The organism is Muricoccus pecuniae (assembly GCF_014199205.1).
In the GTDB taxonomy this organism is placed as follows: domain Bacteria; phylum Pseudomonadota; class Alphaproteobacteria; order Acetobacterales; family Acetobacteraceae; genus Roseomonas; species Roseomonas pecuniae.
The window spans coordinates 90,234-109,454 of the sequence record NZ_JACIJD010000010.1; the positions used below are offsets into that span (position 1 = coordinate 90,234).

Sequence of the window (19,221 nt, forward strand, 5' to 3'; positions counted from 1 at the left end):
GACAGGACTGGACGCGAATGGCGAAGGCGAAGTTCGAGCGGACCAAGCCGCACTGCAACATTGGCACGATTGGCCATGTTGACCACGGCAAGACGTCGCTGACGGCTGCGATCACGAAGGTTCTGGCGAAGTCGGGCGGTGCGTCCTTCACGGCCTACGACCAGATCGACAAGGCTCCGGAGGAGCGGGCGCGCGGCATCACGATCTCGACGGCCCACGTCGAGTACGAGACGGCCAACCGCCACTACGCGCATGTGGACTGCCCCGGCCACGCCGACTACGTGAAGAACATGATCACGGGCGCGGCGCAGATGGACGGCGCGATCCTGGTGGTGTCGGCCGCCGACGGCCCAATGCCGCAGACGCGCGAGCACATCCTGCTCGCCCGCCAGGTCGGCGTGCCGGCGCTGGTCGTATTCCTGAACAAGGTCGACATGGCCGACCCCGACCTGCTGGAGCTGGTCGAGATGGAGGTGCGCGAGCTGCTGTCGTCCTACCAGTTCCCGGGCGACGACATCCCGATCATCCACGGCTCGGCGCTGATGGCGCTCGAGGACAAGCAGCCCGAGATCGGCGAGCAGGCGATCCTGAAGCTGATGGAGGCGGTGGACGCCTACATCCCGCAGCCGGAGCGCGCGGTGGACCTGCCGTTCCTGATGCCGGTCGAGGACGTGTTCTCGATCTCCGGCCGCGGCACGGTGGTGACCGGTCGCGTCGAGCGCGGCATCGTCAAGGTTGGCGAGGAAGTCGAGATCGTCGGCCTGAAGGACACCGTGAAGACGACGGTGACGGGCGTCGAGATGTTCCGCAAGCTGCTGGACAGCGGGATGGCGGGCGACAACATCGGCGCGCTGCTGCGCGGCACCAAGCGCGAGGACGTCGAGCGCGGGCAGGTGCTGAGCAAGCCCGGCTCGATCACGCCGCACACGCAGTTCAAGGCCGAGGCCTACATCCTCACCAAGGAGGAGGGTGGCCGCCACACGCCGTTCTTCACGAACTACCGGCCGCAGTTCTACTTCCGCACGACCGACGTGACGGGCGTGGTGCAGCTGCCCGAGGGCGTGGAGATGGTGATGCCGGGCGACAACGTGGCGATGACGGTCGAGCTGATCGCCCCCATCGCCATGGACCAGGGCCTGCGCTTCGCCATCCGCGAGGGCGGCCGCACCGTCGGCGCCGGCGTCGTGGCCAGCATCGAGAAGTAAGAGGCCGCTCGCCCCTCCTCTCCCGGAGGGGCGAATGGCTGAAAGCCCGGCTGCTGCCCGATAAGGGCGGCAGCCGGGCTTTTTCGTTCGTGCGCAGGGCTGGGACGGAGCGCCCCGTCCTATCCTGGCCGGGTCGGGCCCGAGAGGGCAGCCATGTACCGGCAAGCCCGGCCCTTCGGCGGGGCCAGCGGCCTGCCCGCGGGTCCTAGTCTCCCGCCGCCAGGCGAAGCCTCGGCCGGGCGGACGCGGCCATGCGGGCGAAGAGCGCCTCGTAGTCGGCCGCCATGCGGTCCGCCGTGAAGCGCTCCTCGAAGCGCGCCCGGATGCGGCCGCGGTCCAGTTCGCCCAGTCGCGCCACCGCCGCCGCGGCCTCCTCCTCGTTGCGGACGATGAAGCCGGTCAGCCCGTCCTCCACCACCTCCGGCACGGAGCCGGCGGGGTAGGCGATCACGGGCGTGCCGCAGGCCATGGCCTCGATCATCACGAGGCCGAAGGGCTCGGGCCAATCAATCGGCACCAGCAGGGCGCGGGCGTTGGAGAGGAAGCCGGGCTTCTGCCGGTCGCAGATCTCGCCGATGAAATCGACATGGGCCCCGCCCAGCAGGGGCTGGATCTCCTGGGCGAAGTATTCCGCATCCGCCCGGTCCACCTTGGCGGCGATCTTCAGCGGCACGCCCGCCATGCCGGCGATCTTGATCGCGCGGTCAGGGCGCTTCTCCGGCGCGATGCGCCCGAGGAAGGCGAGGTAGCCGTCCGAGCCGTCAGCCTGGGACGTCAGGAGGTCGCGCGGGAGGCCGTGATGAATGGTCGCGGCCCAGTTGGCGCGGGGCAGGGGCCGGCGCTGAGCGTCGGAGATGGAGATCACCTTCGCCTCGGGGAAGGCGTCGAAGACCGGCTCCAGCTCCGGCAGGTCCAGCCGCCCGTGCAGCGTGGTCACCCAGGGGACCGACTGCCGGCTGAAGGAGGGGAAGGGCAGGTAGTCCAGGTGGAGGTGGATCACGTCGAACTCGTGCGCACGCCGCAGCACCGTCTCAAGCAGGAGGGTGTGGGGCGCCCCGGGGTCGCGCACCGTCGGGTCGAGCCGCAGGGCGCGCTCCCGCACCGGCACGAGCTTCGCCTTCGTCTCGGCGTCGCCCGTCGCGAAGAGGGTGACGTCGTGGCCCCGCTCCACCAGGGCTTCGGTGAGGAAGGAGACGATCCGCTCCGTTCCACCATAGAGCTTGGGGGGCACCGCCTCGTAGAGCGGCGCGACCTGCGCAATTCGCATCGGTTTCTCCTTCAGCGCCTTTCCTCCCGGCGTCATTTGCTCGCAAGCAACGCGGTGATTGGGGCAGCAAAGGGGCAGCGGCACCCAGATTTGGCCAGAAACCCGCGCGATCCCATGCGTTCTGCTGCTGTGACGTGGCCCGCCGAGGCCCGCACGGCCCCGCGGCATTCTTCGCCGCGGCAGGGGGGACCACACCGACGCACGAACGATCGGGCCGCTGGTCCGGGCGAGAAGGAAAGTTCATGTCGGCGACTGTTTTCGGCGTTTCACGCGATCCGCGTCCCAGCCCCGCCCTGCTTTCCAGCCCGCCGGCCGGGGTTGCCGGGCAGGAGCGCGAGAGCCTCGTCCGCTACGCCGAGCGCCCCATCGCCTTCCTCCTCCGCTACGTGCTGCTGCACCGCCTAGCCCATACGGTGGTGCTGCTGGCGGTCCTGGCAGCGGTGGGATGCTCGGTCGGCTCGCAATATGCCGTGAAGCACCTCGTGGACGTGCTCTCGGCCGGGCCGGGGAGCGGAAACGCGGCCTGGGTGGCGCTCGCGCTGCTCGCCGCCATCATCGCCGGCGACAACCTGCTCTGGCGCGTGGCCGGCTGGATCTCGGCGGACAGCTTCACCCGCGTGACGGGGGACCTCCGGGCCGACCTGTTCCATCACCTCTCCGGCCACTCGCCCGATTATTTCGCGGACCGCTCGCCCGGCCTCATGGCGGGCCGCATCAGCGCGACCTCGAACGCGGCCTGGACCGTGCTCTCCACGATGACCTGGAACGCGCTCCCCCCGACGGTCGCGGTGCTCGTCGCCATCACCTTCCTGGCCACGGTGGACCCGGTGATGGCGGGGGTGCTCTTCGCCATCGCGAGCGCCATGGCGGTCCTCCTGACCTGGATGGCCGGGCGCGGGCGCGACCTGCACCAGGACTACGCGGCCAAGGCCGCCGCGGTGGATGGCGAGCTGGTGGACGTCGTCCAGAACATCGGCCTCGTCCGCGCCTTCGGCGCGACCATCCGGGAAAGGCAGCGCTTCGGCGCCACCGTGGGGAGCGAGGTCGCCTCCCGCCGCCGCAGCCTGCGCTACCTGGAGAAGCTGCGGCTCGCCCATGCGGTGATGACCGCGCTGCTGACGGTCGGGCTGCTCTGCTGGGCGCTGATGCTCTGGCAGGCCGGGCGGGCCACCACGGGCGACATCGTGATGACCTGCGGCCTGGGCTTCACCATCCTGCACGGCACGCGCGACCTCGCCGTGGCGCTGGTGGACCTGATCCAGCACGTTGCCCGGCTCTCCGAGGCCGTGCGGGCGCTGCTCGTGCCGCATGCCCTGCCGGACCGGGCGGATGCCGCCCCCCTCCGGCCCCGCGGCGGCGCCGTGGCCTTCCAGAATGTCTCCTTCGCCTATCCCGGCACCGGCCATGTCCTGCGCCACTTCGACCTCTCCATCGCGCCGGGGGAGCGGGTGGGGCTGGTCGGGCGCTCCGGCTCCGGCAAGTCCACGGCTCTCGCCCTGCTCCAGCGCCTCGCCTCGCCGCAGTCCGGCCGGATCCTGATCGACGGGCAGGACATCGCCGGCACCACCCAGGCGAGCCTCGCCGCGATGATGGCGGTGGTCCCGCAGGACGTGTCGCTCTTCCAGCGCTCGGTGATGGAGAACATCCGCTACGGCCGCCCGGACGCGACCGACGCCGAGGTGATGCGCGCCGCCGAGGCCGCCCATTGCCGCGAGTTCATCGAGGCCCTGCCGCAGGGCTTTGACACCGAGGTCGGCCAGCGCGGCGCCCGCCTCTCCGGCGGGCAGCGGCAGCGCCTGGCTATCGCCCGCGCCCTGCTGAAGGACGCCCCGATCCTGCTGCTGGACGAGGCCACCTCGGCGCTGGACACCGAATCGGAGATGGCCGTGCAGGCGGCGCTGGAGCGGCTGATGCGCGGCCGCACCGTCATCGCCATCGCCCATCGCCTGGGCACCCTGAGGGGCTTCGACCGCATCGTGGTGGTGGGGGAGGGGCAGGTTCGGGAGCAGGGCTCCCCGGCCGAGCTGGCCTCCCAGCCCGGCCTCTATCGCGATCTCCTGGAGGGACAGGGCCTCAGCGCCGCGGCCTGATCCCTCGCCGCCGGCGCCACCGGGCTGGACAAGCGCTGCCGCTGAAAGGACAACCGGCCTGTCACAGCCCCAATGAGACGCGGCATGGCCGAGCGCGATAGGATTCGATTGGCCGGCTTCTGGACGCGGCTGGCCGCGCAGTTCCTGGACGCGGCCTGGATGCTGCCCCTGGGAATCGGCTTCGTCATGGTCGGCGAGTTCGTGCAGGGCGGGCGGGGCCTCTCGCCCGGGGCGGACGTCCTTCTCCAGTTCATCTCCGCCCTGATCATCCTCATCTTCTGGGCCGCGCGGCAGGCCACGCCGGGCAAGATCCTGCTGCGGCTCCGCGTGGTGGACGCGGAGAACGGGACGACCCCGCCCTGGCCGCGGCTCGTGGCGCGCTATCTCGGCTACATCGTCTCGGGCCTGCCCCTGGGCCTCGGGTATCTCTGGATGCTCTGGGATCCCCGCAAGCAGTGCTGGCACGACCGAATCGCCCGCACCCTGGTGGTTCAGGACCCTCCCCAGGGGGGCTGAAGCGCCCCTGCGCGATATTTCCGGCGGGGAGGCGCAACCTCGCCGCGCGCGGCCTCTCGACAGCCGCCGCGCCTTGCCGTAAGGCACGCCCCCTGCGCGGCCCGCTAGGGGCGTAGCTCAATTGGCTAGAGCGCCGGTCTCCAAAACCGGAGGTTGGGGGTTCGAGACCCTCCGCCCCTGCCAGGGCGGGCCGCGCATGACCATTTTCACGGGCAACGCGCCCTGGTGGTCCAGGGCGGTCCCGCAGCGGGGCGTAACTGGGCCCTGGGCAGCCGGGAGGGGCCTGACGTGGCCGGTTTCAACCCCGCAGGCTATCTGCGAGACGTTCGGCAGGAGATCGGCCGGGTCACCTGGCCCAGCCGCAAGGAAACCCTGATCACCACCGGGCTGGTGCTGGCGCTCTCGGCGCTGGCGGCGGTCTTCTTCCTGGTGACGGACTGGGTCATCCAGCTCCTCATGCGCCTCCTCTTCGGATTCGCCTGAAGACAGAGGGTTATTCGGCGCGCCGCCGGAGGCCGGGCGAACTGCCCGGGCCGGAGGCGGGGCGCCACAGATCGGGAGCTTCGCGGCCATGGCCGACAAGAAGTGGTACGTTGTCCACGTCTATTCCGGCTTCGAGAAGAAGATCGCCGGCCAGATCAAGGAGCAGGCTGCCCAGAAGGGCCTGGCCGACAAGATCGAGGACGTGCTCGTCCCCTCCGAGGAGGTGGTCGAGGTGCGCCGCGGCCAGAAGGTGAACTCCGAGCGCAAGTTCTTCCCGGGCTATGTGCTCGTGAAGATGGAGATGACCGACGACGCCTGGCACCTCGTGAAGGATACGCCGAAGGTCACCGGCTTCCTCGGCGCCCGCAACAAGCCCAGCCCGATCCCGGAGCGCGAGGCGATGCGGATGCTCCAGCAGGTCCAGGACAACGCCGAGAAGCCCCGCCGCCCCTCCATCACCTTCGAGGTGGGCGAGAATGTCCGCGTGGCCGACGGCCCCTTCACCTCCTTCAACGGCGTGATCGAGGAGGTGGACGAGGAGAAGGGCCGGGTGAAGGTCTCCGTCTCCATCTTCGGCCGCGCGACGCCCGTGGAACTGGAATACGGGCAGGTCGAGAAGGCCTGAGCCCGGCGGGGCTGCCCTCCGTCGGCGAGGGTGGCCCGCGGCCAGCTTGACTATCCCCCGGGGCCGTGGTGCGGACGCCGCTTCCGCACCAAGGCAGGCCCATGCGCGTTCCCACCCCGAATCCACCGCCCGGCATCATCGGCCACAACAGGACGATGCTGACGCCCAACTACTGCGTCTTCCCGGCCGAAGGAATCATGGACAGCCTCCTGCCGAACTGGCCGGGCTGCATCGTGCGGTTCCAGACCAGTCGGCAGATGGGCGCGAGCTTCGCCCAGGCCCTGCTCATCCTCCCCGCCGGGGCCGGGAGCACGGGGCCGGTCGATGACGGGGTGCAGGCCTTCCTCTATGTCCGGTCCGGGACGCTCGAGGTGACGGTAGGGGGTGAAACCCACGCCTTGCCGCCAGGCGGCTACGTCTACGTCCCCCAGGGCACCCCCTACGTCGTGCGGAATGCCGGGGCCGAGGAGGCGCGGGCCATCTGGGTGCGCAAGCCCTACCAGCCCGCCGCCAGCGTGCCGGCTCCGAAAGTGATCCTGGGGCATCGCGACACGGCCATGCGAGAGGACAGCGGGCCCCGCTGGCGCTTCTGCCTTCTCGGCCTTCGCGAGATGCCGATGGATTTCGAGATGAACATCATGTGCTACGCGCCCGGCGCCCATTTCTGGTGCGTCGAGACGCATGTGATGGAGCACGGGATGGTCATGCTGCAGGGCCAGGCGCTGCAGCTTCTCGGGCGCGACTGGCACGAGCTCTGGACCGACGATTTCGTCTGGATGGGGCCCTATGTTCCCCAGCAGATCTACGCGACGGGGGGCGAGACCTGCGAGTACCTGCTCTACAAGGACGTGAACCGGGACGTGATCTGACCATCCAGGGCGGCGGTGGGGCATGGGGCAACCGTTTCGCCCGCCCCGGGTGAGGTTGGTCCTATTTCGCTGGACTCTGCGGTCAGCGCCCTCTATATGCGGCCCCCGCGCCGGCCGGGCTGGGGGCTTCCCCGCCCGGCCGCCGCGCGTTTCAGGAACGCGGGAGGTCCGGCCCCAGACCATCGGGGATGCCGGGCCGCCACCACCGCGGGCCTCCGATTTGAGGAGAGCAACAGAGCATGGCGAAGAAGATCGTCGGCTACATCAAGCTGCAGATCCCGGCCGCCAAGGCGAACCCGTCGCCGCCGGTCGGTCCCGCGCTGGGTCAGCGCGGCCTGAACATCATGCAGTTCGTCAAGGAGTTCAACGCGGCCACCCAGGGCATGGAGCCCGGGACCCCGACGCCGGTGGTCATCACCGCCTATTCGGACCGCACCTTCTCCTTCATCACGAAGACCCCGCCCAACACCTACTTCCTGCTCAAGGCAGCCAAGCTCGAGAAGGGCAGCCAGACCCCGGGCAAGGGCGGCGTGGTCGGGCGCGTGACGAAGTCGCAGCTCGCCGAGATCGCCAAGGTGAAGATGAAGGACATGAACTGCGACACCGAAGAGGCCGCGGTTCGCATGCTGGCCGGCTCCGCCCGCGCCATGGGCATGAGCGTGGTGGAGGGCTGATCGATGGCTAAGCAGGGCAAGCGTCTCCGCAAGATTGCCGAGGGCCTGGACCTCGAGAAGAACCTCCCGCTGGCCGAGGCCATCGCGACGGCCAAGTCCAGTGCCAACGCCAAGTTTGACGAGACGATCGAGATCTCGATGAACCTCGGCATCGATCCCCGCCACGCCGACCAGATGGTTCGCGGCGTGGTCGGCCTGCCGAACGGCACGGGCAAGACCGTCCGCGTGGGCGTCTTCGCCCGCGGCCCGAAGGCCGATGAGGCCCGCGCCGCCGGTGCCGACGTGGTGGGCGCCGAGGACCTGCTGGAGGCCGTGCAGGGTGGGACGATCGACTTCGACCGCTGCATCGCGACCCCGGACATGATGGGCATCGTCGGCCGCCTGGGTAAGATCCTCGGCCCGCGCGGCCTGATGCCGAACCCTAAGCTCGGCACCGTCACCATGGATGTCCGCGGCGCCGTGACGGCGGCCAAGGCCGGCCAGGTGGAGTTCCGCGCCGAGAAGGCCGGCATCGTGCATGCCGGCATTGGGAAGGCGAGCTTCGAGGCCGACAAGCTGCTCGAGAACGCCCGCGCCTTCGTGGACGCCATCCAGCGTGCCCGCCCGACCGGTGCCAAGGGCACCTATGTGAAGAAGGTGGCCGTGTCCTCCTCCATGGGCCCCGGCATCAAGGTGGACGTGGCGAGCCTCACGGCCTGAGTTTGTCGCCCCGGGCCTCGGCCCGGGGCACGAGATACGCCTGCCCCCAGGGGCAGGCGGGCAGGGCGGGGAAACCCGCCTGACCTGTCCGAGACCTGGTGTGCCCCTTTCGCAATGATCGGGGCTTGATGGGCGAGAGCCCGCAACGGGGAGACGGGGTGCCAGAGACGATGATCCGCCGGTTCCTCGGCGGGCTTGGCTTGGCTTCCGGCTTATTTCTGACAGGCGAACCGAGGTGGCCTCTCCATGAGAGGCTGCCTCTGCGTGAACCGGCCGGCTCCCCTCCACCAGGGGCCGGTTATTCGTAGGAGACGGGAATGGACCGTACGGAGAAGCGCGAGTTCGTCGCCACCCTCGGTTCGGTGTTCGCCGACACCTCCTTCGTGCTCGTCGCCCAGAACAATGGGCTGACGGTCGCGGCGGTGGATGATCTGCGTCGCCGGATGCGGGCGGCTGGTGCGACGTACAAGGTCGCTAAGAACCGGCTGGCCACTCTCGCCCTCGACGGCACCCGCTTCCAGGGCATTTCGCCGCTGCTGAAGGGTCCGACCGCGCTCGCGTGGTCGAAGGATCCGGTGGCTGTGGCGAAGACCGCCGTGGAGTTCGCCAGGGGTAACGACAAGTTCGTGATCCTGGGCGGGGCGATCGGAACGCAGACCCTGGACGTCAATGGCGTCAAGGCTCTGTCCGAGTTGCCCTCGCTCGAGACGCTGCGGGCGCAGCTGCTGGGTCTGATTCAGACCCCGGCGACGCGCATCGCGGGCGTGCTGCAGGCTCCGGCCGGGCAGCTGGCGCGGGTGTTCAAGGCCTATGCCGACGCTTCTGAAAAGAGCGGCGATGGGTCTGCCGAGGGCGCGGAAGCCGCCTGATATCCCGCGACTCTGGGCGGCCTGAAAGGGTGACAGCCGGGGTTGCAAACTTCAAGCCAAGTCATTAGATCGAAGGACATAATCATGGCCGATCTCGCGAAGCTCGTTGACGAGCTGTCCTCCCTCACCGTCCTGGAGGCCGCCGAGCTCTCCAAGATGCTCGAGGAGAAGTGGGGCGTCTCCGCCGCGGCGCCTGTCGCCGTGGCTGCCGCTCCGGCTGCCGGCGGTGGCGCTGCCGCCGCTCCGGCCGAGGAGCAGACGGAGTTCACCGTCATCCTCGCCGCTGGCGGTGACAAGAAGATCAACGTCATCAAGGAGATCCGCACGATCACCGGCCTGGGCCTGAAGGAGGCCAAGGACCTGGTCGAGGGCGCTCCGAAGACCGTGAAGGAAGGCGTCTCCAAGGACGAGGCGGAGAAGATCCGCAAGGTCCTCGAGGAGAACGGCGCCAAGGTTGAGGTCAAGTAAGACCTTGATCGACTTCTCCCCCGGCCCGGTTGGCCGGGGGAACCGAGTGGTTTGATAGGGCCGGGCGGAGACCTACGGGTTTCCGCCCGCGCCCGCTTTTCGCCGGATGGGGGGTGCCATCCGGTGGGTCTTCGGGAGGGGCGGGGCACGTGGCGGTGCCCTCTGCTTCCCGGGTGGTGAGAGGACGCAGGGCTGGCATGAACGCGATCTCGAAGGGTTTCGAGGGCAAGGGCTTCACCGGGCGCAAGCGCATCCGCAAGTCCTTCGGACGGCTGCCCGAGGTGGCGCCGATGCCGAACCTCATCGACGTGCAGCGCGCGTCCTACGAAGCCTTCCTGCAGATGGAGGTGGCGCCCGAGATGCGGGCGAATGCCGGCCTCCAGGAGGTCTTCAAGGGCGTTTTCCCGATTAACGACTTCGCCGGCCGCGGCAGCCTGGAATTCGTGCGCTACGAGTTCGAGGAGGCCAAGTACGACGTGGAGGAGTGCATCCAGCGCGGGCTGACCTATGCCGCCCCGCTGAAGGCCCATCTGCGCCTGATCGTCTGGGACATCGACGAGGACACCGGGTCCCGCTCGATCCGCGACATCAAGGAGCAGGGCGTCTACATGGGCGATATCCCGCTCATGACGGACAATGGCACCTTCATCGTCAACGGGACCGAGCGCGTCATCGTCTCCCAGATGCACCGCTCCCCCGGCGTGTTCTTCGACCACGACAAGGGCAAGACGCACTCCTCGGGCAAGTACCTCTTCGCTGCCCGCGTGATCCCCTATCGCGGCTCCTGGCTCGACTTCGAGTTCGACGCCAAGGACATCTGCTATGTCCGCATCGACCGGAAGCGCAAGCTGCCGGCCTCGACGCTGCTCTACGCCCTCGATTCGGCGGAGACCCAGGCGAGGCGCGCCGAGCGCGACACGCCGCTGGAACCGGGCGAGGTGCGCGGCATGGACGCGCAGGAGATCCTGGCGACCTTCTACGGCCAGGTCGTCTTCTCCCGCGGCAAGCAGGGTTGGTCCCGTCCCTATGAGCCCGAGGCCTTCCGTGGCCTGAAGCTGACCGAGGACCTCGTTGATGCCGCGACCGGGCAGGTCGTGGCCGCCAAGGACACGAAGCTGAACCCGCGCGCCGCCCGCAAGATCGCGGAGGAGGGCACGAAGGAGGTGCTCGTCGGCCGCGCCGACCTGCTGGGCCGCTTCGTGGCCGAGGATCTCGTGGACATGTCCACGGGCGAGATCCATGCCGAGGCCGGCGAGGAGCTGACCGAGGCGAAGCTCGCCGCCATTGAGGCTGCCGGCTACGACCGGCTGCCGACGCTCGCCATCGATGCGACGGTCGGCCCCTGGATGCGCAACACGCTCGCGGTGGACAAGAACTCCAACCGCGACGATGCGCTGATGGACATCTACCGCGTCATGCGCCCGGGCGAGCCGCCCACGCCGGAGACGGCCGAGACGCTGTTCCGCGGCCTGTTCTTCGATCCCGAGCGCTATGACCTCTCGGCCGTCGGCCGCGTGAAGATGAACATGCGCCTGGGCTTCACGCTCGAGCAGGCGCCCGACACGCTGCGGACTCTGCGTAAGCAGGACATCCTGGCGACGGTGAAGACCTTGCTCGAGCTGAAGGACGGCAAGGGCCAGATCGACGACATCGACAACCTCGGCAATCGCCGGGTGCGCTCGGTCGGCGAGCTGATGGAGAACCAGTACCGCGTCGGCCTGCTCCGCATGGAGCGCGCCATCAAGGAGCGAATGGGCTCGGTCGACATCGATACCGTGATGCCGACGGACCTTATCAACGCCAAGCCGGCTGCGGCCGCAGTGCGCGAGTTCTTCGGCTCGTCCCAGCTCTCGCAGTTCATGGACCAGACCAACCCGCTGTCCGAGGTGACGCATAAGCGCCGCCTCTCGGCGCTTGGCCCGGGAGGCCTGACCCGCGAGCGCGCCGGCTTCGAGGTGCGCGACGTGCACCCCACGCATTACGGCCGCATTTGCCCGATCGAGACGCCGGAAGGCCCGAACATCGGCCTGATCAACAGCCTCGCCACCTTCGCGAAGGTGAACAAGTACGGCTTCATCGAGACGCCGTACCAGATGGTGCGCGACGGCAAGATTGTGGGCGAGCCGCGCTACCTCTCCGCCATGGAGGAGGAGCGTCTGGTGGTCGCGCAGGCGGACGCCGACGTGGACCGCGGCACGGGCGAGTTCCGCTCCGAGCTGGTCTCCGTCCGTCAGTCCGGCGACTTCCGCCTGGTGAAGCCGGAGGAGGTGACGGCGATCGACGTGTCGCCGAAGCAGCTCGTCTCCGTCGCCGCCGCGCTCATCCCGTTCCTCGAGAACGACGACGCGAACCGCGCGCTCATGGGCTCCAACATGCAGCGCCAGGCGGTGCCGCTGGTGAAGTCCGACGCGCCGCTGGTCGGCACGGGGATGGAGGCCGCGGTCGCGCGGGACTCCGGTGCCTCCATTGTGGCCCGCCGCGACGGCGTGGTGGACAGCATCGACGGCTCGCGCATCGTGGTGCGCGCGACCGGCGAGGACGGCACGACCCAGGGCGTGGACATCTACCGCCTGCGCAAGTTCCAGCGCTCGAACCAATCCACCTGCATCAACCAGCGCCCGCTGGTGCGCGTGGGTGACGAGGTGCGGGCCGGGGACATCATCGCCGACGGTCCCTCCACGGAACTGGGCGAGCTGGCCCTGGGCCGAAACGCGCTCTGCGCTTTCATGCCCTGGAACGGCTACAACTTCGAGGACTCCATCCTGATCAGCGAGCGGATCGCCCAGGACGACGTCTTCACCTCGATCCATATCGACGAGTTCGAGGTCAGTGCCCGCGACACGAAGCTGGGCCAGGAGGAGATCACCCGCGACATCCCGAATGTCGGTGAGGAGGCGCTGCGGAACCTCGACGAGGCCGGCATCGTCTACATCGGCGCCGAGGTGCAGCCGGGCGACATCCTGGTCGGCAAGGTGACGCCGAAGGGCGAGAGCCCGATGACGCCGGAGGAGAAGCTTCTCCGCGCCATCTTCGGCGAGAAGGCCTCCGACGTGCGCGACACGTCGCTGCGCCTGCCGCCCGGCGTCGCCGGCACGATCGTGGACGTTCGCGTCTTCTCCCGCCGTGGCGTGGACAAGGACGAGCGCGCCATGGCGATCGAGCGCGCCGAGATCGAGCGTCTGGCCAAGGACCGCGACGACGAGCGGGCCATCCAGGAGCGTTCCTTCACGGGCCGCCTCCGCGAGGTGCTGCTCAACCGCAAGGCCGCGGGCGGCTTCAAGGGGGTCAAGCAGGGAACGGTCATCACCGACGAGGTGCTGAACGAGTTCAACCGCATGACCTGGCGCCAGATCGGCGTCTCGGACGATGCGGCCCAGGCCCAGCTCGAGGCCCTGAAGCGGGAGTTCGACGCTGCGGTCGAGCGCCTGCAGAAGCGGTTCGAGAGCAAGGTCGAGAAGCTGCAGCGCGGCGACGAGCTGCCGCCGGGCGTGATGAAGCAGGTCAAGGTCTTCGTGGCGGTGAAGCGCAAGCTGCAGCCGGGCGACAAGATGGCCGGCCGTCACGGCAACAAGGGTGTCGTCTCCCGCGTGGTGCCCATCGAGGACATGCCGTTCCTCGAGGACGGCACGCCGGTGGACCTCGTGCTGAACCCGCTGGGCGTGCCCTCGCGCATGAACATCGGACAGATCCTCGAAACGCATCTCGGCTGGGCCTGCGCGACGCTCGGCAAGCAGATCGGCGAGGTGGTCGAGGATTACCGCCGCGCCGGCGCTGCCCGGGACGCGCTGATCGACAAGCTGCGCGACGTCTATGGGGACGAGATCACCGACCGTGACATCGTCAACATGAGCGAGGACCAGTTGCTCGAGCTCGGCGAGAACCTGAAGCGCGGCGTGCCGATCGCGACGCCTGTCTTCGACGGTGCGCGCATCTCGGACATCGAGGGGATGCTGACCAAGGCGGGGCTCGACACCTCCGGCCAGGTCCAGCTCGTCGATGGCCGCACGGGCGACCTATTCGAGCGCAAGGTGACGGTGGGCTACATCTACATGCTCAAGCTGCACCACCTCGTCGACGACAAGATCCACGCCCGCTCCATCGGGCCCTACTCGCTCGTCACGCAGCAGCCGCTGGGTGGCAAGGCGCAGTTCGGCGGCCAGCGCTTCGGCGAGATGGAGGTCTGGGCGCTGGAAGCCTACGGTGCCGCCTACACGCTGCAGGAGATGCTGACGGTGAAGTCGGACGACGTGTCCGGCCGCACCAAGGTCTACGAGGCGATCGTCCGCGACCAGGACAGCTTCGAGGCCGGCATTCCCGAGAGCTTCAACGTTCTCACCAAGGAGCTGAAGAGCCTTGGCCTGAACGTGGATCTCGAGAACCGCGGCAGCTGATCAGACACTGACAAGGATCGCGCCGGCCCCTTCCCAGCGGGGCCGGCCGCTGATTTCGCCGTGCCACGGCACGGCAGGCTGGACTTAGAAGGAAGGCCCCATGAACGAGCTGATGAAGATCCTTGGCCAGACCGGCCAGGCCGTCACCTTCGATCAGATCAAGATCACCATCGCCTCGCCGGAGCAGATCCGCTCCTGGTCTTACGGCGAGATCAAGAAGCCCGAGACGATCAACTACCGCACCTTCAAGCCGGAGCGGGATGGGCTTTTCTGCGCGCGCATCTTCGGTCCGATCAAGGACTACGAGTGCCTTTGCGGCAAGTACAAGCGGATGAAGTTCCGCGGCATCATCTGCGAGAAGTGCGGCGTTGAGGTGACGCTGGCCAAGGTGCGCCGCGAGCGCATGGGCCATATCGAGCTCGCCTCTCCGGTCGCGCATATCTGGTTCATGAAGTCCCTGCCCAGCCGCGTCGGCCTGATGGTCGACATGTCGCTGAAGGAGCTCGAGAAGGTCCTATACTTCGAGAGCTACGTGGTTCTCGAGCCCGGCCTGACGGACCTTAAGCTGCACCAGCTGCTGACCGAGGACGCCTACCAGACCAAGATGGACGAGTTCGGCGAGGACGCGTTCACGGTTGGCATCGGCGCCGAGGCGGTGAAGCAGATGCTGACCGGCATCGACCTGGGCAAGGAGAGCGCCCGGCTGCGCGCCGAGCTGAAGGAGACGACCTCCGAGGCCAAGCGCAAGAAGCTGGTGAAGCGGCTGAAGCTGATCGAGGCCTTCGCTGAAGGCGGCGCGCGCCCGGAGTGGATGATCCTGGACGTCGTCCCGGTGATTCCGCCCGAGCTGCGCCCGCTGGTTCCGCTGGACGGCGGTCGCTTCGCGACCTCCGACCTGAACGACCTCTATCGCCGCGTCATCAACCGCAATAACCGCCTCAAGCGGCTGATCGAGCTGCGCGCGCCGGACATCATCGTCCGCAACGAGAAGCGCATGCTGCAGGAGGCCGTTGACGCGCTGTTCGACAACGGCCGCCGCGGCCGCGCGATCACGGGCGCCAACAAGCGTCCCCTCAAGTCGCTCTCCGACATGCTGAAGGGCAAGCAGGGCCGGTTCCGCCAGAATCTGCTCGGCAAGCGCGTCGACTACTCCGGCCGTTCGGTGATCGTCGTCGGTCCCGAGCTGAAGCTGCACCAGTGCGGCCTGCCGAAGAAGATGGCGCTCGAGCTGTTCAAGCCCTTCATCTACAGCAAGCTCGAGAAGTACGGCCACGCCACCACCATCAAGGCCGCGAAGCGGATGGTGGAGAAGGAGCGTCCCGAGGTGTGGGACATCCTCGAGGAGGTGATTCGCGAGCACCCGGTGATGCTGAACCGGGCGCCCACGCTGCATCGCCTGGGCATCCAGGCCTTCGAGCCGATTCTTGTCGAGGGCAAGGCGATCCAGCTACATCCGCTGGTCTGCACCGCCTTCAACGCGGACTTCGACGGTGACCAGATGGCCGTGCACGTCCCGTTGAGCCTTGAGGCTCAGCTGGAGGCGCGCGTGCTGATGATGTCGACCAATAACATCCTCAGCCCGGCGAACGGCAAGCCGATTATCGTGCCGAGCCAGGACATTGTCCTGGGCCTCTACTACCTCAGCCTTGAGACGCCGGAGTTCCGTACGGACAAGGAGAAGATCGAGGCCACGCGCGCGCTGATCGCCGCCACCTCGGGCAAGAAGGCCGAGCAGCTCACGGATGAGGAGAAGCAGGCGCTCTCCTTCCGCCCGACCGTGTTCGACGGGCTGGGGGAAGTGGAGCAAGCGCTGGCCACGGGTACCGTGAACCTGCACACGGCGATCCTCGCCGCCGTGCCGGGCTTCAAGGGTGACCAGCCTGCGCGTGAGACCGTCATCACCACGCCGGGCCGCCTGATGATGGGCACATTGCTGCCTCATCATCCGAACGTGCCCTACTCGATCATCAACCGGCAGCTGACCAAGCGCAGCATCTCGGACGTGATCGACGCGGTGTACCGTCACTGCGGCCAGAAGGAGTCGGTGATCTTCGCTGACCGCCTGATGGGACTGGGCTTCCGCAACGCGGCGAAGGCCGGCATCTCCTTCGGCAAGAACGACATGATGATCCCGGCCTCCAAGGCCGAGATGATCGATCGCACGAAGAACGAGGTGAAGGAGTTCGAGCAGCAGTATCTCGACGGCCTGATCACCGCGGGCGAGCGCTACAACAAGGTGGTGGACGCCTGGTCGCGCGCGACCGAGGAGGTCGCCGGCGCCATGATGAAGGAGATCTCCAAGCAGGAGGCCGGCAAGCCGACCAACTCGGTTTGGATGATGTCCCACTCCGGTGCGCGTGGGTCGCCGGCGCAGATGCGCCAGCTTGCCGGCATGCGCGGCCTGATGGCCAAGCCCTCGGGCGAGATCATCGAGCAGCCCATCATCTCGAACTTCAAGGAAGGCCTGACGGTCCTCGAGTACTTCAACTCCACCCACGGTGCCCGTAAGGGCCTCGCAGATACGGCGCTGAAGACCGCCAACTCGGGCTACCTGACCCGCCGTCTCGTGGACGTGGCGCAGGACTGCATCATCGTTGACAACGACTGCGGCACGGAGCGCGGCATCACGGTTCGCGCCGTGATGGACGGCGGCGAGGTCGTCTCCTCTCTTTCCGAGCGGATCCTGGGCCGTACCGTGCAGCGCGATGTGGCCAACCCGGAGACCGGTGAGATCGTCGCTGCGCGCGGCACATTGGTGGACGAGGTTGCCGCCGACGCGGTCGAGCAGTCAGGTGCGGAGGAGGTCTATATCCGCTCTGTGCTGACCTGCGACGCGAGGCAGGGCGTCTGTGGCATGTGCTATGGGCGCGACCTTGCCCGTGGCACGCCGGTGAACACTGGCGAGGCTGTCGGCGTCATCGCCGCCCAGTCCATCGGCGAGCCGGGCACGCAGCTGACGATGCGTACCTTCCACATCGGTGGTGCGGCGCAGCGGTCGGCTGAGCAGGCGCATGTCGAAGCGACGAGCGACGGCACGGCGAAGGTCGTGAACAAGCAGGTCGTGACGAACTCCGAGGGCGTCACCATCGTTCTGAGCCGGAACTGCGAGATCGTGTTGAGCGACGCGCAGGGCCGTGAGCGGGCGCGGTACCGCGTGCCCTACGGTGCCCGGCTCCTGATCGGGGATACGGCGGAGGTAACGCGCGCCCAGAAACTGGCTGAGTGGGATCCCTTTACTCTGCCGATCATCATCGATCGTGCGGGCACGGTTGAGTATACCGACCTCATCGACGGCTTTAACCTGTATGAGGAGACGGACCCGGTGACGGGCCTGTCTTCCAAGGTGGTGCGCGAGCCGGTCGAACGGGCGAAGAACGCCAACCTGCGTCCCAGTGTCGTGCTGCGTGAAGGCGGGAAGGTTGTGGCACAGTTCGCGCTGCAGCCCTCCTCCATCCTGAACGTGGAGAATGGCGCGACGGTCCATGCCGGTGACATCATCGCCCGCCTGCCGCGCGAATCGTCCAAGACCCGCGACATCACGGGCGGCCTGCCGCGCGTGGCGGAGCTGTTCGAGGCGCGCCGGCCGAAGGATGCCGCCATCATCAGCGACATCGACGGCCGGGTGGAGTTCGGCAAGGACTATAAGGCCAAGCGCCGCATCGTGGTCGTGCCGGACGCCGTCGGCGACGAGCAGCCGGCTTCCCGCGAGTACCTGGTGCCCAAGGGCAAGCACGTCTCCGTCCAGGAGGGCGACTATGTCCGCGCCGGCGACCCGCTGGTGGACGGCCCGCGCGTGCCGCACGACATCCTACGCGTTCTGGGCGTCGAGGCTCTCGCGAACTACCTCGTGAACGAGATCCAGGACGTCTATCGACTGCAGGGCGTGAAGATCAACGACAAGCACATCGAGGTGATCGTTCGCCAGATGCTGCAGAAGGTCGAGATCCTTGAGCCAGGGGACACGACGTACCTGATCGGCGAGCAGGTGGACCGAATCGAGTTCGACATCGAGAACGAGAAGCGGATCGCGGCGAAGGAGCGGCCTGCGCGGGCCGAGCCGGTCCTCCAGGGCATCACCAAGGCCAGCCTGCAGACCAACTCCTTCATCTCGGCCGCCTCGTTCCAGGAGACCACCCGTGTGCTCACTGAGGCGGCCGTAGCCGGCAAGGTGGACAGGCTGGAGGGCCTCAAGGAGAACGTGATCGTCGGGCGCCTGATCCCGGCGGGCACGGGCTCGGTCATGAACCGTCTGCGGTCCCTGGCCGCGCAGCGGGACAAGGGGCGCCTCCCGGCCTCTCAGCCTGCCTTGCCCGGCGGTGAGCAACAGGCGGCCGAGTAGGTTTACCTGCAGGAGCCCCGCATCGGGGCTCCGATCAACCGGGGGCGGCGCGGGACCGATTTCTGCCGCGCCGCCCTCATCCACTGGACCTAAATCGCTTGACTCAAGGGGGTAGGGGGGGTAGGTGTCCGCCCCTCACCGGGCCCCATCGGCAGCGCCAAGGGTTCGAACGAGTTTGGACGACCAATTCAGCGTCGCCGACGCCTCCGCCCCTGATTGAACGCCAGGCTTGCCCTGGGTTCGGTGGGCGGGTCAGGCCGGGGACGAGAGAGTAGCCCGCCGGGCCGCACATGCGGCTTTGCGGGCGCCTTCGCTTGGATGCGGTCGGACACAGAAGGGTCACGAAGGGGCGTCATGCCGACGATCAACCAGCTTATCGCGCAGGGGCGCGAGCCGAAGCCGAGCCGCAACAAGGTGCCGGCCCTGCAGAGCTGCCCCCAGAAGCGCGGTGTTTGCACGCGCGTCTACACCACCACGCCGAAGAAGCCGAACTCCGCTCTTCGTAAGGTCGCCAAGGTGCGCCTGACGAACGGCTACGAGGTGGTGAGCTATATTCCGGGTGAGGGTCATAACCTCCAGGAGCACTCGGTTGTCCTGATCCGCGGCGGCCGCGTGAAGGACCTTCCGGGCGTTCGCTACCACATCCTGCGCGGCGTGCTCGATACGCAGGGCATTGCCAAGCGTCGCCAGCGCCGTTCGCTGTACGGCGCCAAGCGGCCGAAGTGA

General features: G+C 68.0%; 14 protein-coding genes and 1 tRNA gene. 14 read left to right on the forward strand and 1 reads right to left on the reverse strand.

What is annotated here, in order from left to right:
• Positions 1 to 17 precede the first annotated feature (17 nt).
• Positions 18 to 1,205 (forward strand): elongation factor Tu, encoded by a 1,188-nt coding sequence (gene tuf / locus FHS87_RS12270; protein ID WP_184518542.1) that lies wholly within the window; start codon positions 18 to 20, stop codon positions 1,203 to 1,205.
• A gap of 205 nt (positions 1,206 to 1,410) precedes the next feature.
• Here tuf and FHS87_RS12275 read toward each other — a convergent pair whose 3' ends face one another.
• Positions 1,411 to 2,472 carry a glycosyltransferase family 4 protein gene (locus FHS87_RS12275; RefSeq protein ID WP_184518544.1) on the reverse strand — a complete coding sequence of 354 codons (1,062 nt, stop codon included), beginning with the start codon at positions 2,470 to 2,472 and terminating at the stop codon, positions 1,411 to 1,413.
• 242 nt (positions 2,473 to 2,714) lie between these two features.
• Here FHS87_RS12275 and FHS87_RS12280 point away from each other — a divergent pair, with 242 nt between their 5' ends.
• The 13 genes from FHS87_RS12280 to rpsL all read left to right on the forward strand — a co-directional run bounded on the left by FHS87_RS12280 (position 2,715) and on the right by rpsL (position 19,221).
• Positions 2,715 to 4,562, forward strand: a complete 1,848-nt coding sequence (locus FHS87_RS12280; RefSeq protein ID WP_184518546.1) for an ABC transporter ATP-binding protein — start codon at positions 2,715 to 2,717, stop codon at positions 4,560 to 4,562.
• A gap of 84 nt (positions 4,563 to 4,646) precedes the next feature.
• Entirely contained in the window at positions 4,647 to 5,078 is a 432-nt protein-coding gene (locus FHS87_RS12285; protein WP_184518548.1) for an RDD family protein, read from the forward strand.
• A gap of 106 nt (positions 5,079 to 5,184) precedes the next feature.
• Positions 5,185 to 5,261, forward strand: a tRNA-Trp gene (locus tag FHS87_RS12290).
• A 105-nt stretch (positions 5,262 to 5,366) separates the two neighbouring features.
• Positions 5,367 to 5,561: a preprotein translocase subunit SecE gene (gene secE / locus FHS87_RS12295; protein WP_184518550.1), complete on the forward strand. Its 195-nt coding sequence runs from the start codon at positions 5,367 to 5,369 to the stop codon at positions 5,559 to 5,561.
• An 88-nt stretch (positions 5,562 to 5,649) separates the two neighbouring features.
• On the forward strand, positions 5,650 to 6,186 hold the full coding sequence (gene nusG, locus FHS87_RS12300; RefSeq protein ID WP_184518552.1) for a transcription termination/antitermination protein NusG: 537 nt from the start codon (positions 5,650 to 5,652) through the stop codon (positions 6,184 to 6,186).
• A gap of 101 nt (positions 6,187 to 6,287) precedes the next feature.
• A complete protein-coding gene (allE, locus tag FHS87_RS12305; RefSeq protein WP_184518554.1) occupies positions 6,288 to 7,055 on the forward strand; it encodes a (S)-ureidoglycine aminohydrolase in 768 nt (255 codons plus the stop codon).
• Between the two features lie 239 nt (positions 7,056 to 7,294).
• Complete coding sequence (gene rplK, locus FHS87_RS12310; RefSeq protein ID WP_184518556.1) at positions 7,295 to 7,729, forward strand: 50S ribosomal protein L11; 435 nt, start codon at positions 7,295 to 7,297, stop codon at positions 7,727 to 7,729.
• 3 nt (positions 7,730 to 7,732) lie between these two features.
• On the forward strand, positions 7,733 to 8,428 hold the full coding sequence (gene rplA, locus FHS87_RS12315) for a 50S ribosomal protein L1 (protein WP_184518558.1): 696 nt from the start codon (positions 7,733 to 7,735) through the stop codon (positions 8,426 to 8,428).
• A gap of 317 nt (positions 8,429 to 8,745) precedes the next feature.
• Positions 8,746 to 9,297 (forward strand): 50S ribosomal protein L10, encoded by a 552-nt coding sequence (gene rplJ, locus FHS87_RS12320; protein WP_184518561.1) that lies wholly within the window; start codon positions 8,746 to 8,748, stop codon positions 9,295 to 9,297.
• Between the two features lie 84 nt (positions 9,298 to 9,381).
• Complete coding sequence (rplL, locus tag FHS87_RS12325; protein WP_184518564.1) at positions 9,382 to 9,765, forward strand: 50S ribosomal protein L7/L12; 384 nt, start codon at positions 9,382 to 9,384, stop codon at positions 9,763 to 9,765.
• A gap of 197 nt (positions 9,766 to 9,962) precedes the next feature.
• Positions 9,963 to 14,156, forward strand: coding sequence for a DNA-directed RNA polymerase subunit beta (rpoB, locus tag FHS87_RS12330; RefSeq protein ID WP_184518567.1), 4,194 nt, complete (start codon positions 9,963 to 9,965; stop codon positions 14,154 to 14,156).
• A gap of 100 nt (positions 14,157 to 14,256) precedes the next feature.
• The gene (gene rpoC, locus FHS87_RS12335) at positions 14,257 to 18,495 is read left to right on the forward strand and encodes a DNA-directed RNA polymerase subunit beta' (protein ID WP_184518570.1); all 4,239 of its coding nucleotides are present in this window, start codon (positions 14,257 to 14,259) and stop codon (positions 18,493 to 18,495) included.
• Positions 18,496 to 18,849: 354 nt separating this feature from the next.
• On the forward strand, positions 18,850 to 19,221 hold the full coding sequence (gene rpsL / locus FHS87_RS12340; RefSeq protein ID WP_073139794.1) for a 30S ribosomal protein S12: 372 nt from the start codon (positions 18,850 to 18,852) through the stop codon (positions 19,219 to 19,221).

What these genes read in the sequence shown, in the direction of transcription:
- nusG (WP_184518552.1), top strand. Translation starts at nt 5,650, where the DNA reads ATGGCCGACAAGAAGTGGTACGTTGTCCACGTCTATTCCGGCTTCGAG.
- rplA (WP_184518558.1), top strand. Translation starts at nt 7,733, where the DNA reads ATGGCTAAGCAGGGCAAGCGTCTCCGCAAGATTGCCGAGGGCCTGGAC.
- rpoB (WP_184518567.1), top strand. Translation starts at nt 9,963, where the DNA reads ATGAACGCGATCTCGAAGGGTTTCGAGGGCAAGGGCTTCACCGGGCGC.
- rplL (WP_184518564.1), top strand. Translation starts at nt 9,382, where the DNA reads ATGGCCGATCTCGCGAAGCTCGTTGACGAGCTGTCCTCCCTCACCGTC.
- rpoC (WP_184518570.1), top strand. Translation starts at nt 14,257, where the DNA reads ATGAACGAGCTGATGAAGATCCTTGGCCAGACCGGCCAGGCCGTCACC.
- rpsL (WP_073139794.1), top strand. Translation starts at nt 18,850, where the DNA reads ATGCCGACGATCAACCAGCTTATCGCGCAGGGGCGCGAGCCGAAGCCG.
- rplJ (WP_184518561.1), top strand. Translation starts at nt 8,746, where the DNA reads ATGGACCGTACGGAGAAGCGCGAGTTCGTCGCCACCCTCGGTTCGGTG.
- tuf (WP_184518542.1), top strand. Translation starts at nt 18, where the DNA reads ATGGCGAAGGCGAAGTTCGAGCGGACCAAGCCGCACTGCAACATTGGC.
- FHS87_RS12285 (WP_184518548.1), top strand. Translation starts at nt 4,647, where the DNA reads ATGGCCGAGCGCGATAGGATTCGATTGGCCGGCTTCTGGACGCGGCTG.
- rplK (WP_184518556.1), top strand. Translation starts at nt 7,295, where the DNA reads ATGGCGAAGAAGATCGTCGGCTACATCAAGCTGCAGATCCCGGCCGCC.
- allE (WP_184518554.1), top strand. Translation starts at nt 6,288, where the DNA reads ATGCGCGTTCCCACCCCGAATCCACCGCCCGGCATCATCGGCCACAAC.
- FHS87_RS12280 (WP_184518546.1), top strand. Translation starts at nt 2,715, where the DNA reads ATGTCGGCGACTGTTTTCGGCGTTTCACGCGATCCGCGTCCCAGCCCC.
- FHS87_RS12275 (WP_184518544.1), bottom strand. Translation starts at nt 2,472, where the DNA reads ATGCGAATTGCGCAGGTCGCGCCGCTCTACGAGGCGGTGCCCCCCAAG.